A 13,064-nucleotide genomic window follows, 5' to 3' on the forward strand; every position below is an offset into this window, starting at 1 on the left:
AGAGATTGAAAATCAAAGAGCTAAATGTTCCTAACACTTAATACTTAACACTTAGCTAAAAAATAGTTGTCTAAATATTTGGTAGATTGGGAAAAAGGAGTTACTTTTGCACCCGAAAATACAGACGGTGGTCTTAGCTCAGTTGGTTAGAGCGTCGGATTGTGGTTCCGAAGGTCGTGGGTTCGAGCCCCATATTCCACCCTATTGATAAAAAAAGCGCCTTTTAAGGCGCTTTTTTTATATCTCTCTTTACAGTTTCTTCTTTACTGCTACTTCTTGGAAGGCTTCTATTATATCGCCTTCGTGAATGTCGTTGTAGTTCTTGATCTGCAAACCGCAATCATAACCTTTGCTTACCTCTTTTACATCGTCTTTGAAACGCTTGAGTGAAGAAAGTTCACCCGTATAAATCACCACATTGTCACGCAATAGACGTATCTTAGAGTTGCGGTAGATTTTACCATCGGTTACCATACAGCCCGCAATGATTCCTACTTTAGAAATCTTGAAGAGTTCGCGTATCTCTACAGTACCGGTAACCTCTTCTTTAAACACAGGAGAAAGCATTCCTTCCATTGCATCTTTGAGGTCGTTGATAGCATCGTAGATGATAGAGTAGGTACGGATATCGATAGATTCTTTTTCTGCCAAGGCGCGTGCGTTGGTCATCGGACGAACGTTGAAACCAATGATAATAGCATCGGAGGCGGAAGCCAATAATACATCAGACTCGGTAATTGCTCCCACGCCTTTATGAATGATAGACACTTGTATCTCTTCAGTAGAGAGCTTTTGGAAAGAGTCGGTAAGTGCTTCTACCGAGCCGTCTACGTCACCTTTAAGAATAATATTCAACTGTTTGAAGTCACCGAGAGCAATGCGTCGCCCTATCTCGTCGAGGGTGATGTGGCGTTGCGTACGTACTGATTGTTCGCGTTGTAATTGAGCGCGTTTAGCTACAATCTGTTTGGCTTCTTTTTCGTCTTCGAATACGTAGAATTTATCACCTGCTTGTGGAGCTCCGTCCAATCCTAAGATAGAAATAGGAGTAGAGGGGCCTGCTTCTTTTACCTTCTTACCTCGTTCGTCGTGCATAGCACGTATTTTACCAGAGTTGGTACCTGCCAGTACATAGTCGCCTACGTGCAACGTACCCGATTCTACCAATATAGTAGATACATATCCACGACCTTTGTCAAGAGCTGCTTCCACTACAGTACCTACCGCCGGTTTGTTTGGATTTGCTTTCAGTTCGAGGATTTCAGCTTCTAAGAGTACTTTTTCCAATAGTTCAGATACTCCAATACCTTGTTTTGCCGAAATATCCTGCGACTGTATTTTACCGCCCCATTCTTCTACGAGGAGGTTCATAGTCGCCAAGTGTTCTTTAATTTTATCGGGGTTCGCATTCGGTTTATCAATCTTGTTAATAGCGAAGATAATAGGTACTCCTGCGGCTTGTGCGTGACTAATAGCCTCTTTGGTTTGAGGCATTACATCGTCGTCGGCAGCCACCACAATAATAGCGATATCGGTTACCTTGGTACCACGAGCACGCATAGCAGTAAAGGCTTCGTGACCAGGAGTATCGAGGAAAGTGATACGTTCACCACTTTCTAATTTCACGCTGTAAGCCCCAATGTGCTGAGTTATACCTCCGCTTTCGCCTGCAATTACATTTTCTTTACGAATGTAGTCTAAGAGCGATGTTTTACCGTGGTCTACGTGACCCATTACAGTAACAATAGGTGCGCGAGGTACTAAATCTTCAGGTTGATCCTCTTCGGTATGGATAGCTTCTTCGATGTTAGCTGTTGCAAATTCCACTTCATAGCCAAACTCATCAGCTACTATCGAGAGGGTTTCGGCATCGAGACGCTGGTTCATTGTTACCATAATACCGAGAGACATACACGCACCAATCACCTTATTGATAGGTACGTCCATCATTGTAGCCAGCTCGTTTACTGTCACAAACTCGGTTACTTTTAGTATTTTCTCCTGTTGTTCTTGTTCAGCGAGCTCTTGTTCTACCTTTTGTCGGTGTGTTTCTCGTTTTTCTTTGCGGTATTTAGCCCCCTTAGATTTTGTACCTTTACCTTGCAAGCGTTCGAGGGTCTCGCGCACTTGTTTTTGTACTTCTTCTTCGGAAGGTTCTATTTTCGCAATAATTTTGTTTTTCTTCTCTTTCTTCGTGTTGTCGCCACTTTTAACCACATTCACTTCATCTTTGCGAATACGTTTGCGTTTGCGTTTTTCGCTGTCGCCAGTAGCATCAGTAGCGCTATTAGCAGTAGTTTGAGTCTCTTTATCCTTGTCTTTGTGACGGTTGCGTTTGCGCTTTTTCTTCTTTTTCTCAAACTGACTGAGGTCTATTTTCTCACCCACTACTTTAGGACCAGTGAGCTTTTGGTATTGGGTTTCAATCACACCTGCAGGGATCTCAGTTGTGAGTTCTTCCTTAGGGATATGGATCTGTTGTTCCTTCTTCTTTTGCGTAGCAACGGTTTGTGCCAATGGATTTTGATAAGCAGATTTATTCTTTTGAGCGTCGGGTTTGTTGTTGTCTTTTTTCTTGTCCTTAGCAGGCTGAGATTGCACTGTTCCAGGAGTTGCTTCTTGCTTCGAGGTTGTTGTCTTTGTTTTAGAAGTAGTTACTTCCTGTTTTGAAGTAGTAATTTCTGGTTCTGGTGCTTCTTGAGTAGGAGCTGTCCCTTCTTTTTTATTACCTTCTTCAAGGTCTATTTTACCCACAGGTTTGAGCCCAGCCAGTTGAGCCTTAGCTTTTATTACTTCTTGCTCCTGCTGTTTGCGCTTCTCTTGGTTTTCTTTCTCTTGCTCTATGCGGATAGCCTCGCGCTCTTTGCGCTTGTCTTCCACTATCTCTTTTGAAACCTCACGCTTACTCTTGTCGGCGTTAAATTTGTTCGAAAGGAACTTTACAATATCTTCTGTAATAGAAGTATTAGGGTTAGATTCTATTTCTATCCCTTTCTCCTTCTTCAGATATTCTACGGCTGTTACCATAGAGATATTGAACTCCTTTAAAACTTTGCTTAATCTTATTTTTTTTCCCTCGCTCATATATGTTTATTAAAATCCATTCCCCTTCTAAGAAGAAAGGATACCTAATTCTTTGTTTAAGTTGTAGGGAATCTACCTCCCTCATATACTCTGCTTTCACAGATTTTTTCTTTTACCCTATTCAAACTCTTCTGCCAAAATGCGTAGCACTTCACTTACAGTCTCTTCTTCGAGGTCAGTGCGTTGCATTAGCTCTTCGGCAGAAAGTTCCAATACACTCTTAGCTGTATCAAGTCCTGCTTTTTGCAGTTCTTCAATCACCCATTCTTCAATTTCGTCGTTAAACTCGCTAAGCTCAATATCTTCTTCGGTTGCTCCTTCGCGATATACGTCGATTTCATAGCCTGAAAGCTGGCTCGCCAAGCGAATGTTATAGCCTGATTTACCAATGGCTTTCGATACTTCTTCATTTGCCAAATACACATCGGCACGTTTTTCTTCTTCGTTGATAATCACTGAAGATACACGTGCAGGTGCCAAAGCACGGGTGATGAGCAGTTGTGGGTTATTGGTGAACGGTAATACATCGATATTCTCATTGCCCAACTCGCGCACAATACCGTGAATACGAGACCCACGCACACCTACGCACGCACCTACCGCATCAATACGGTCGTCAAATGAATCTACAGCTACTTTTGCCTTTTCTCCTGGAATACGCACGACCTTGTTAATAGTGATAAGCCCGTCGGCAATCTCAGGGATTTCTTGTTCGAACAAACGCTCCAAGAATAGGGGAGAGGTACGCGACATAATAATGGTAGGTTTGGTACTTTTCAGCTCTACTGATTCGATAATTCCGCGCACGTGCTCGCCTTTCTTAAAGAAGTCTGACGGAATTTGTTTTTCCTTAGGAAGGATAATCTCATTGCCTTCGTCGTCTAACAAGATGATAGCTTTGTGACGGATATGGTGTATTTCGGCTACGTATAGCTGACCTATCAAGTCTTTGAAACGCTGATAGATAGTCATACTATCGTATTCGTGAATTTTAGAAATCAGGTTTTGGCGTAAAGCTAAGATAGCACGCCGACCCAAGTCATTAATTTTAATTTCTTCTGAAACGTCTTCTCCTACCTCAAAGTCGGGTTCAATTTTGCGAGCTACCGAAAGTTCAATTTGCTGATTGTCGTTCGTTACTGCACCGTCTTCCACTACCACACGGTTACGAAAGATTTGTAAGTCGCCTTTATCGGGGTTGATAATAATATCGAAATTATCGTCAGAGCCATATTTCTTTTTTAGGGTATTGCGGAAAACCTCTTCCAAAATAGCCATCAAGGTTTCGCGATTGATGAGTTTATCATCTTTAAACTCCGAGAATGATTCGATTAATTCAAGACTATTCATATACGTTTAATTAAAATTTAATGATTACTTTAGTTTCTTTTATATCGGTGAGCGCAAACAAGTGCTCTTTTTTTACAGTGGTTTTACCTTTACCTACGGGTTTCGGTTCGCGAGTTTCAGTTTCGAGTACGGCTTTACCTTCAACAATGCCTTTCAGTACTCCTTCGTGTGTTTTGCCGTCGAGTGTTGTGATTTGCACGGTTCTACCCACATTTTTAGTGTATTGGCGTTCCATTACAAAAGGCTCAGTAGCACCAAACGAAGTAACCTCCAGGGCGAAATCTACCACCTCGCGGTCTAAAGAGTTTTCAATAGCACGGCTAAGCTCTATACAATCGTCAATACCCACGCCTTTATCTCCGTCGATAGTCACGCGAATGGTATTGTCAGCTCCTACGCTTAAATCGGTTAGAAATAGTTCAGGGTGCTCGCTTAAAGCCTTATTAACTAACTCTTTAACTTGGTCTTTGAAATTCATTTGCTATAAAAAGAGGGGACTTAAATGTCCCCTCAAGTATTATTTTTCGGTGCAAAGATACGACGAATTTTCTAAATAACAAGAAAAAAAGTAAAAAAAGTTTGGAAGTTATAAAAATAAGTAGTACCTTTACCACGTGAAATTTAACTAACGCATAAAGCTATCAATATTTGTATAGATAGGCATTTGGTAGGTCATAAAGGTATTAAAAGTACTAATAAACTGATTGTTAAGAATAATAAAAACAGTAATTACTGCCGTTGTAACATCTTTTTTTCTTGATAAAAACATCTGATAAAAAAACTGTTAATGAATGCTTTATATACCCTTTGTATAACAATCGTTCAAGATTCGTATAAGCTTTATATAAGCTAAACCTAATTTTAGAGTAGGTCGTTTTCATAACTCTAAACTCATAACTTTTAACTAAAAAAATAGATTCTTATGAAAAACATTTTAGTAACCACCGATTTTTCAGAAAAGTCAATCGCTTCACTACACGTTGCGATTAACTTAGCCAAGCAACACAATGCCAAAGTATATGTGTTGCACGCCATTGAACTTCCTATCCGCTTAATGACCGAAAGTCAAGTATCGGTACCCGAAGCAATGTATTTTCTCAACCTTACTAAACAGCGTTTCAACGACCTTAAAAAGGAAATTGATACCACTGTCGAAGTGATTGACCTTGTTGAAACCGCTCCGCTACCCGAAGCTGTGGAAGAAGTTGTAAAGAAATACCATATCGACCTTGTGTTTATGGGCTCTAATGGGGCTTTAGGCGCCAAAGAACTCTTTATAGGCTCTAATGCTGAAAAAGTAGTCCGCTCTGCCTCTGTGCCTGTATTGGTAATTAAAAATCCACACGAAAAACTCAAAATTAAACATATGATGTTTGGTTGCGATTTCTCTAAACGATTTTTAAAACCTTTTGAAAAGGCATTGAAACTTGCTAAAGTATTTGGTGCTAAGGTTGATTTGGTGTATGTTAATACTCCTTACCAGTTCCTCACTACTTCCGAAATAAACAAACGTATGGAAGAGTTCCTTAAAGAAGCTGAACACTCTCATCAGCATTTTGAAACACACGTTTATAACGATATTCGTGTAGAAACAGGAATCTTAAACTATGTGAAGGAAAACAATATAGACCTTATCTGTATGTTCCCTAACGGACGTAAGGGTATTGCTCACTTCTTCAATGGAAGTATCAGTAGTGACCTTGTAAATCACTCCAGCACACCTGTGCTCACTATTAAAGTGGAAAAGTAGGAGAATGTTAATGTAAAAAGGCTGTAAGAAAACTCTTACAGCCTTTTTATTAATCATTAGTCATTAATCATTATTTCACTAATCTTGCTATTTCCTTAAATCGCGGGTGCTCGGCAGTGCGCAAGAGAGCAAAGAGTGTAGCTTCGGTGCTTAATAGAGTAGCTCCTGTATCACGTAGCATTGTGAGCCCGATGTGCTTATTGCTTTCGGTACGCGAAGATACTGCATCGGCAATTACGGATACTTCATAACCTTCAGCGAGTAAATCGAGCGCAGTTTGGTAAATACAGATATGAGTTTCAATACCTATGAGCAATACGTACTTGCGATTGTTAGCCCTAAGCTCCTTGCGGAACTCAGCATTGCCCCAAGCTGAAAAGCTACTTTTCTTCACGGAGGTTTTGCCTTCTAATATCTCAGCAATCACAGGGTGAGTAGCACCCAACTTATCGGGCATTTGTTCCACCCAAATGATAGGAAGCTCTAAGAGCTTGCTTCCCTCAATAAGAATCCTGCTGTTGTGTAATACCTCTTCCGATTTATAAACGATTTGCGATAACTTTCCTTGAATGTCAAGGATTACCAATTGTGTATTTTCTGTTGTCATACTATTGATTATTATTAATTGATACTCATCTTCTATCTTATTTTATCTCTTATCTAAGTCGAATCCTGCTCTTCTCATTAAAGCATCTATAGAGGGCTCTTTTCCACGAAAGTGTTTGTAAAGGGTCATTTCCTTCTCACTACTGCCTTTGCTAAGCACTTCTCTGCGGAAACGAGTAGCTACCTCATTATTAAAAATACCTGCTTCCTTAAAAACTTCAAAAGCATCAGCATCTAGCACTTCCGACCATTTGTAACTATAATACCCTGCGGCATAACCTCCACTAAAAATATGTGAAAAGGCGGGCGAAATACACATCGCTTCCACAGTTGGATAGAGTTGAGTTTCTTTGGTAACTGCTTGTTCGAAAGTGCGAATATTTTCAAGGCGTTCCAAATGAGGGTAGGTATGCCACGCCATATCTAAGAACCCAAAGTTTAACTGACGCACACTTAAAAGTCCTTCCATAAAAACACCAGCTTCTTTTATTTTTTGTACCCATTCTATGGGCAAAGGCTCACCTGTTTGGTAATGTGTTGCAAAAAGGCGCAAGGTTTCTTCTTCGTAACACCAGTTTTCCATCAACTGACTGGGAAGTTCTACAAAGTCTCGGGCTACATTAGTACCACTTAGAGAAGGATACGTAACCTTAGAAAGCATACCGTGAAGAGCGTGCCCAAACTCGTGGAAGAGAGTCGTCAGTTCGTTGAAGGTGAGCAAGGAAGGAGCCGAAGCAGTAGGACGCGTGAAGTTACACACTATGGAAATGTGTGGACGCGAATCCTTCCCCTCAGTATCAGTGTATTGCTCTTTGTAAGAGGTCATCCACGCACCATTGCGTTTGCCTGTACGTGGAAAGAAATCGGTGTAGAAAAGCGCGAGATATTCTCCTTTATCATCGGTTACTTTGTAGGTTTGTACTTCGGAGTGATACTTTTCTACCTCATCGGTAAGGGTGAAGTGCAAACCGTAGAGCTTATGTGCTACTGCAAACATTCCTTCCACTGCTTTATCCAAAGATAAGTAGGGTTTTAATAGAGAATCATCTATTTGATAGTGCTGTTGTTTCAGTTTTTCGGCATAATAAGCAAAATCCCATTGCTGAAAGTCATCAAGTCCTGAAAAGGCTTTTAGCTCTTCTAATTCTTTGATTGCTTGCGGTTTGGCTTTAGCTAAAAGTTTATTCAAGAAATCCATTACCTTTTCTGATGTTTCTGCCATACGCTCTTCTAATACCAAAGAGGCATAATCGGGATAACCCAACAGTGAGGCGCGTTGGGCACGTAACTCAGCGATACGCAACACATTGGCTTCGTTATTATAAGCACTATCACCTGCACAACGGCTATGATAGTCAATAAAAAGTTTACGGCGTAACTCACGGTTATTAGCATATTTCATCACGGCGGTATAGACAGGCAGGTAGAGGGTAATCACCCAGCCTTCTTTATGGCGTTTTTTTGCTTCGGTAGCGAGCATCTCTAATACAAAGTCGGGCAGACCGCTGAGCTCTTCTTTATGGGTAATCACCCATTGGTAATGCTGTGTTTCAGCCAATACATTTTCTGAAAACTTCAGTTTGAGGCGCGCCAATTCCTTGTCAATTCTGCGCAAATGCTCTTTATCATTCAATGATAAATTTGCACCATTGCGAGTAAAACTCTTATAAGTCTTTTCAAGGAGAGTATGTTGTTCTGGTGAAGCGGAAAGGTAATTGCGGGTTTTGTAAACTGCTTCAACACGTTTAAAAAGCACTTCGTTCAAACGGATATCGTTGCTGTAATCGGTGAGCAGAGGCGAGATGCGTTGAGCTTCTGCTTGCAGGGTTTCGTTCGTTTCGGCACTGTTCAAGTTGAAGAACATCGCCGTAAGTCGGTCGAGTTCTAATCCCACATAAGCCAAAGGCTGTATTGTATTCATATAGGTAGGCACTTCTGGATTATGAGCAATGGTATCGATTTCTTTGAGGCTTTTGGCAATAGCTTTTTGGATGGCTGGTAGATAGTCGGTAGGAGCAAAGCGCGAAAAGGGCACTGCGTTATAAGGTGTTTGGAACATATAGGTTGTTTTTTATTATAAGAGTGCAAATATATATCTTTATGCGGGAATTAGCAAATTAGCAGAAGAGAAAACAGATAAATGGCACTAATTTTTTTAGTGAAAAGAAAAATATTGAAACATAAAGGTGGAAAAAGGAAAATGAATTTTGGAGCCTTCTGAGACGAACCTAAAGCGAACCTAAGGCGAAGGTAAGGCGAAGCTAAGACGAAGAAAAGGTGCTTTTAAGTTGATTCTGAGGCGATAAGAAGAGGGTTTTAAGTTGAGTGAAGTTTTAAATTTTGTTAAAGCCAATTTTCTAAACGAAACATTTCTGACTATAGCCAACAGAAGACAAATTTGTCAATTAAAAAATGTTTTGTACTTTTGCCCTCATTATGAAAATACTCTATTTACACGGTCTCGATAGCTACTTACAAGACGATAGGCGCGCAGTGCTCACCCCTTACGGTGAAATCTTCGCCCCTACGATTGACTATCGGAATGCGCCTAACCTCTTTGCTGAGTTACAAAAAGAGTATGCTGAGGTTGATGTGCTTATAGGTTCAAGTCTTGGAGGGCTCATTGTCTATTACCTTGCTCAAAAGCTTGGAAAACCTTGCTTGTTGTTCAATCCTGCGCTTACCTATCGACACGAAGTGCCTTTTAACACCCAACCCAACCTTAATTACCGCGCTTATATGCAGATAGTTATCGGTTTGCAGGACGACGTCATTACACCGTGGGAGTCGCTATCAGTTCTCCGAGAAGATATGAGTCCTCAGCAAAATATAGAAATTCACCTCTTGAATACTATGGCACACACTTATCCCATAGAGATTTTTGAAAAAGAAGTGAAGGAGTTTTTTGAGGTAAAAGGAGGGAGCCACACTGGCAGATAGTAGGTAAAAAGATAAATAAGGACTAAATATTAATCATTAAAAATTAATAACTAAATATAATGTATCCACTGAGAAGAAACCGCCGTTTGCGCGTAAACGATACGGTACGTAGTTTGGTAAAAGAAACGATTGTTACCCCTAATGATTTTCTTGTACCTCTCTTTGTAGTTGAAGGTACTAGCGTAAAAGAAGAAATAGCCTCTATGCCGGGTTATTACCGTTATAGCCTCGACCTATTGGCAAAAGAAGTAAAAGAGCTTTGGAGCTTAGGACTCAAATCGGTATTACTGTTTGTGAAAGTGCCTGACGCTCTCAAAGACAACAAAGGCGTAGAAGCAGCCAACCCCAATGGTTTGATGCAACGCGCTATTAAAACTGTGAAAGAAGCAGTTCCTCAAATGCTCGTAATGACTGATGTAGCACTCGACCCTTATTCCATTTATGGTCACGATGGCATTGTGGAAAACGGGCGCATTGTAAACGATGCTACTGTAAATGCTCTTTGTACAATGGCACTCTCACACGCTCAGGCAGGTGCTGATTTTATTGCGCCCAGCGATATGATGGACGGACGTATCCTCGCCTTGCGTGAAACCCTTGAAGACAATAGCTTTGAGCACGTAGGGATAATGGCTTATAGTGCCAAGTACGCCTCAGCTTTCTACGGACCTTTCCGCGATGCACTCGACAGTGCTCCCGTAGACCAACAGGATATCCCTAAGGATAAGAAAACTTACCAAATGGACTATCACAACCGCCTAGAAGCTTTGCGCGAGACCCGAATGGATATAGAGGAAGGTGCTGATATTGTGATGGTAAAACCAGGGCTTTGCTATTTAGACATCGTTCGCGAGGTGAAGAATATGAGCGAAGTGCCCGTGGCTGTTTACCAAGTATCGGGTGAATACGCGATGCTGAAAGCTGCTGCTGCCAACGGTTGGCTCGATCACGATGCTGTAATGATGGAACAAATTGTGAGCATTAAGCGTGCCGGTGCTGACCTTATCGCTAGCTATTTTGCTAAGGAAGTCGTAAAACTTTTATAGGCAACAGTCTCCCTGAGGGAGATAAATTGAACAAATCACACCAAATCAAACAGGGAATCTATATCTTTATCTAATTTTCTTATTGATTTTTGTTTAATTTCTATGACTTTAGCCATATTTCTTTACAAAACAAGAATACTTAATTAATTTTCATAGCGCAAGCTATATTTCTTTATACACTAATGAAAAAACACTTTTTAACATTTGCCACTATGGCACTTTTAACCGCTTGTGGTGGCGGAACAAACAACAATAACACCACCACCGATAGTACTACCCAAGAGGCAACCACTACTACACCTGCCCCTTCAAACAGTACACCAGAGCCCGATTTTCCCGATTGGCAAAACAACAAAGGGATAGGCCCCGTGAAGACCATCACCCCACCCTTAGCCGATACCCCCGATGCAGCAATGGCAGCTAAAGGAGAAGAAACTTTCAACACCTATTGCACCGTGTGCCATCGTCCTAAAAAGCGACTCACAGGGCCTGCAATGATAGGTTTGCTCGACCGCCGTACGCCAGAGTGGGTGATGAATATGATTCTCAATCCCGATGTGATGGAGAAGCAAGACCCTATCGCCAAGAAGTTGGTAGAAGAGTACAACACCTTAATGCTCAACCAGCGCTTGAACGAACAGCAAGCTCGTGAACTTTTGGAGTACATCAGAACAATAAAATAAGAAATGATCGTTTATTATCTATTTTTTTGTATCTTTGCCGAGTGAATGACTTAAAATAAGAATCACTAATGAAGAAGCTTGCACTCAGCTTAGCTATTATAACAAGTGTTGCACTTATATAAAAGGCAGTTGATAGCAACTGCCTTTTTCTATTATACCCTTATGGAACCTATTTCTGTAATAATTATTCTTACTACACTCGTGCTTTCAGCCTTCTTTTCGGGGTTTGAAATCGCTTACGTGTCGTCTAACAAAGTACACGTAGAAATCCTTAAAAAGCAAGAAGGAGTGATTGCTAATGTGCTTACCAAACTCACCCGAAAGCCTTCTAAACTACTGGCTACTATGCTTGTGGGCAATAACGTAGCCCTTGTAGTGTATGGGTTTGAAATGGGGAAGGTAATGACAGTTCTTTTGCCTCCTTTCTTCCAAAATGTCCTTTGGCATACCATTATCTCTACCCTTATAATTCTCATCACGGCAGAGTTTATGCCCAAAGTGTTCTTCCAGATTTATGCAAACCAACTCCTAAAAGTATTTGCTATTCCTGCGTACTTTTTCTATCTGCTGTTCTATCCGTTTTCCAGCTTTGTAATGTGGATATCCGATTTTGTCTTACGCGTATTCTTCAAGACGAAAGGCGATTATGTGCCTCTTTCGTTCTCTAAAGTAGAGCTGGTAGATTATATCTCCGAACAGATGGAAAACGCTCCTAAAAAAGAAGAGGTAGATAGTGAGGTGCAGATGTTCCAAAACGCCTTGGAGTTCTCGGGCGTAAAAGCACGTGAAATAATGATTCCGCGTACTGAAATAGTAGCCGTGGAGCTCAATGAATCTATTGAAAATCTTATTGCTACCTTTGTGTCATCAGGGTTCTCCAAAATATTGATATACAACGAAAATATAGATGATATTCTAGGTTACGTGCACTCTTTCGATATGTTCAAGAAGCCAAAAAACATCAAAGAAGTGCTTATTCCTATTGTCAATATCCCTGAGACTATCCAGATAAACGAAGTACTAAACATTCTCACCCGCAAACGCAAGAGTATGGCAGTAGTGCTCGATGAGTATGGTGGTACTTCGGGCATTGTAACCTTAGAAGATATCGTAGAAGAACTCTTTGGCGAAATAGAAGACGAGCACGACAAAGATAAGTTTATAGAAGAACAAATATCCGACACTGAATACCTTTTTTCAGCGCGTTTGGAGGTCGAATACCTCAATGAAACCTATCATTTGGATATTCCAGAAAGCGAGGAATACGAAACACTTGGCGGTTTTATAGTGCTTCATAACGAAGGAATCCCTACTCAAGGCGAAGTGATAGAAATCCCTCCTTTTACCTTCACTATCGAAGCCTGCTCACAGACTAAAATAGAAACCGTAAGACTTACTGTGAATAACGAATAGCGAAAAGTGATTAATCCCCTTTAAAATAATGTATCAACTCCTGTTAAAGAAGTGAGGTACAGGGGCGCAAAAGGATTACTGCAATACCTTATTAACTATTAATCACTAATTATTAATTATTAACCATTAAAAAAAGACCCTCCCTTTCGGAAGAGTCTTTTTTCACAATGCATATAAATACTACTACTAACT

At 40.7% G+C, this 13,064-nt stretch carries 11 protein-coding genes and 1 tRNA gene; 6 read left to right on the forward strand and 6 right to left on the reverse strand.

Annotated elements, in window-relative coordinates; all coding sequences use genetic code 11:
* The first annotated feature begins 126 nt into the window (after window positions 1–126).
* Window positions 127–202: transfer RNA gene (locus HMPREF9072_RS03475), tRNA-His, on the forward strand.
* Window positions 203–249: 47 nt separating this feature from the next.
* Here the strand turns inward: HMPREF9072_RS03475 and infB are convergent.
* The 4 genes from infB to HMPREF9072_RS12335 all read right to left on the reverse strand — a co-directional run bounded on the left by infB (window position 250) and on the right by HMPREF9072_RS12335 (window position 5,203).
* A complete protein-coding gene (gene infB / locus HMPREF9072_RS03480; RefSeq protein WP_009410569.1) occupies window positions 250–3,084 on the reverse strand; it encodes a translation initiation factor IF-2 in 2,835 nt (944 codons plus the stop codon).
* A 117-nt stretch (window positions 3,085–3,201) separates the two neighbouring features.
* Window positions 3,202–4,434 (reverse strand): transcription termination factor NusA, encoded by a 1,233-nt coding sequence (nusA, locus tag HMPREF9072_RS03485; RefSeq protein WP_002675200.1) that lies wholly within the window; start codon window positions 4,432–4,434, stop codon window positions 3,202–3,204.
* A gap of 10 nt (window positions 4,435–4,444) precedes the next feature.
* Complete coding sequence (gene rimP / locus HMPREF9072_RS03490) at window positions 4,445–4,912, reverse strand: ribosome assembly cofactor RimP (RefSeq protein ID WP_009410570.1); 468 nt, start codon at window positions 4,910–4,912, stop codon at window positions 4,445–4,447.
* Window positions 4,913–5,059: 147 nt separating this feature from the next.
* Entirely contained in the window at window positions 5,060–5,203 is a 144-nt protein-coding gene (locus tag HMPREF9072_RS12335) for a hypothetical protein (protein WP_002675198.1), read from the reverse strand.
* Between the two features lie 153 nt (window positions 5,204–5,356).
* Between HMPREF9072_RS12335 and HMPREF9072_RS03495 the strand changes: the two genes are divergently transcribed.
* Window positions 5,357–6,184 (forward strand): universal stress protein, encoded by an 828-nt coding sequence (locus HMPREF9072_RS03495; RefSeq protein ID WP_009410571.1) that lies wholly within the window; start codon window positions 5,357–5,359, stop codon window positions 6,182–6,184.
* Between the two features lie 70 nt (window positions 6,185–6,254).
* On the opposite strand, the gene HMPREF9072_RS03500 is transcribed toward HMPREF9072_RS03495, so the two are convergent.
* Both HMPREF9072_RS03500 and HMPREF9072_RS03505 read right to left on the reverse strand, forming a co-directional pair.
* Window positions 6,255–6,791, reverse strand: a complete 537-nt coding sequence (locus tag HMPREF9072_RS03500) for an isochorismatase family protein (RefSeq protein ID WP_009410572.1) — start codon at window positions 6,789–6,791, stop codon at window positions 6,255–6,257.
* A gap of 42 nt (window positions 6,792–6,833) precedes the next feature.
* Complete coding sequence (locus tag HMPREF9072_RS03505) at window positions 6,834–8,849, reverse strand: M3 family metallopeptidase (RefSeq protein ID WP_009410573.1); 2,016 nt, start codon at window positions 8,847–8,849, stop codon at window positions 6,834–6,836.
* Between the two features lie 353 nt (window positions 8,850–9,202).
* Here HMPREF9072_RS03505 and HMPREF9072_RS03510 point away from each other — a divergent pair, with 353 nt between their 5' ends.
* From HMPREF9072_RS03510 to HMPREF9072_RS03525, 4 genes are all read left to right on the forward strand, one after another.
* A complete protein-coding gene (locus HMPREF9072_RS03510; protein ID WP_009410574.1) occupies window positions 9,203–9,730 on the forward strand; it encodes a YqiA/YcfP family alpha/beta fold hydrolase in 528 nt (175 codons plus the stop codon).
* Window positions 9,731–9,789: 59 nt separating this feature from the next.
* Window positions 9,790–10,776, forward strand: coding sequence for a porphobilinogen synthase (hemB, locus tag HMPREF9072_RS03515; RefSeq protein ID WP_009410575.1), 987 nt, complete (start codon window positions 9,790–9,792; stop codon window positions 10,774–10,776).
* A gap of 182 nt (window positions 10,777–10,958) precedes the next feature.
* On the forward strand, window positions 10,959–11,459 hold the full coding sequence (locus HMPREF9072_RS03520; RefSeq protein ID WP_009410576.1) for a cytochrome c: 501 nt from the start codon (window positions 10,959–10,961) through the stop codon (window positions 11,457–11,459).
* Between the two features lie 162 nt (window positions 11,460–11,621).
* A complete protein-coding gene (locus HMPREF9072_RS03525) occupies window positions 11,622–12,872 on the forward strand; it encodes a hemolysin family protein (RefSeq protein ID WP_002675186.1) in 1,251 nt (416 codons plus the stop codon).
* Window positions 12,873–13,064 lie beyond the last annotated feature (192 nt).

Source organism: Capnocytophaga sp. oral taxon 324 str. F0483, from assembly GCF_000318315.2.
Taxonomy (GTDB): Bacteria; Bacteroidota; Bacteroidia; order Flavobacteriales; family Flavobacteriaceae; genus Capnocytophaga; species Capnocytophaga ochracea.

What these genes read in the sequence shown, in the direction of transcription:
- infB (WP_009410569.1), bottom strand. Translation starts at nt 3,084, where the DNA reads ATGAGCGAGGGAAAAAAAATAAGATTAAGCAAAGTTTTAAAGGAGTTC.
- nusA (WP_002675200.1), bottom strand. Translation starts at nt 4,434, where the DNA reads ATGAATAGTCTTGAATTAATCGAATCATTCTCGGAGTTTAAAGATGAT.
- rimP (WP_009410570.1), bottom strand. Translation starts at nt 4,912, where the DNA reads ATGAATTTCAAAGACCAAGTTAAAGAGTTAGTTAATAAGGCTTTAAGC.
- HMPREF9072_RS12335 (WP_002675198.1), bottom strand. Translation starts at nt 5,203, where the DNA reads ATGTTTTTATCAAGAAAAAAAGATGTTACAACGGCAGTAATTACTGTT.
- HMPREF9072_RS03495 (WP_009410571.1), top strand. Translation starts at nt 5,357, where the DNA reads ATGAAAAACATTTTAGTAACCACCGATTTTTCAGAAAAGTCAATCGCT.
- HMPREF9072_RS03500 (WP_009410572.1), bottom strand. Translation starts at nt 6,791, where the DNA reads ATGACAACAGAAAATACACAATTGGTAATCCTTGACATTCAAGGAAAG.
- HMPREF9072_RS03505 (WP_009410573.1), bottom strand. Translation starts at nt 8,849, where the DNA reads ATGTTCCAAACACCTTATAACGCAGTGCCCTTTTCGCGCTTTGCTCCT.
- HMPREF9072_RS03510 (WP_009410574.1), top strand. Translation starts at nt 9,203, where the DNA reads ATGTTTTGTACTTTTGCCCTCATTATGAAAATACTCTATTTACACGGT.
- hemB (WP_009410575.1), top strand. Translation starts at nt 9,790, where the DNA reads ATGTATCCACTGAGAAGAAACCGCCGTTTGCGCGTAAACGATACGGTA.
- HMPREF9072_RS03520 (WP_009410576.1), top strand. Translation starts at nt 10,959, where the DNA reads ATGAAAAAACACTTTTTAACATTTGCCACTATGGCACTTTTAACCGCT.
- HMPREF9072_RS03525 (WP_002675186.1), top strand. Translation starts at nt 11,622, where the DNA reads ATGGAACCTATTTCTGTAATAATTATTCTTACTACACTCGTGCTTTCA.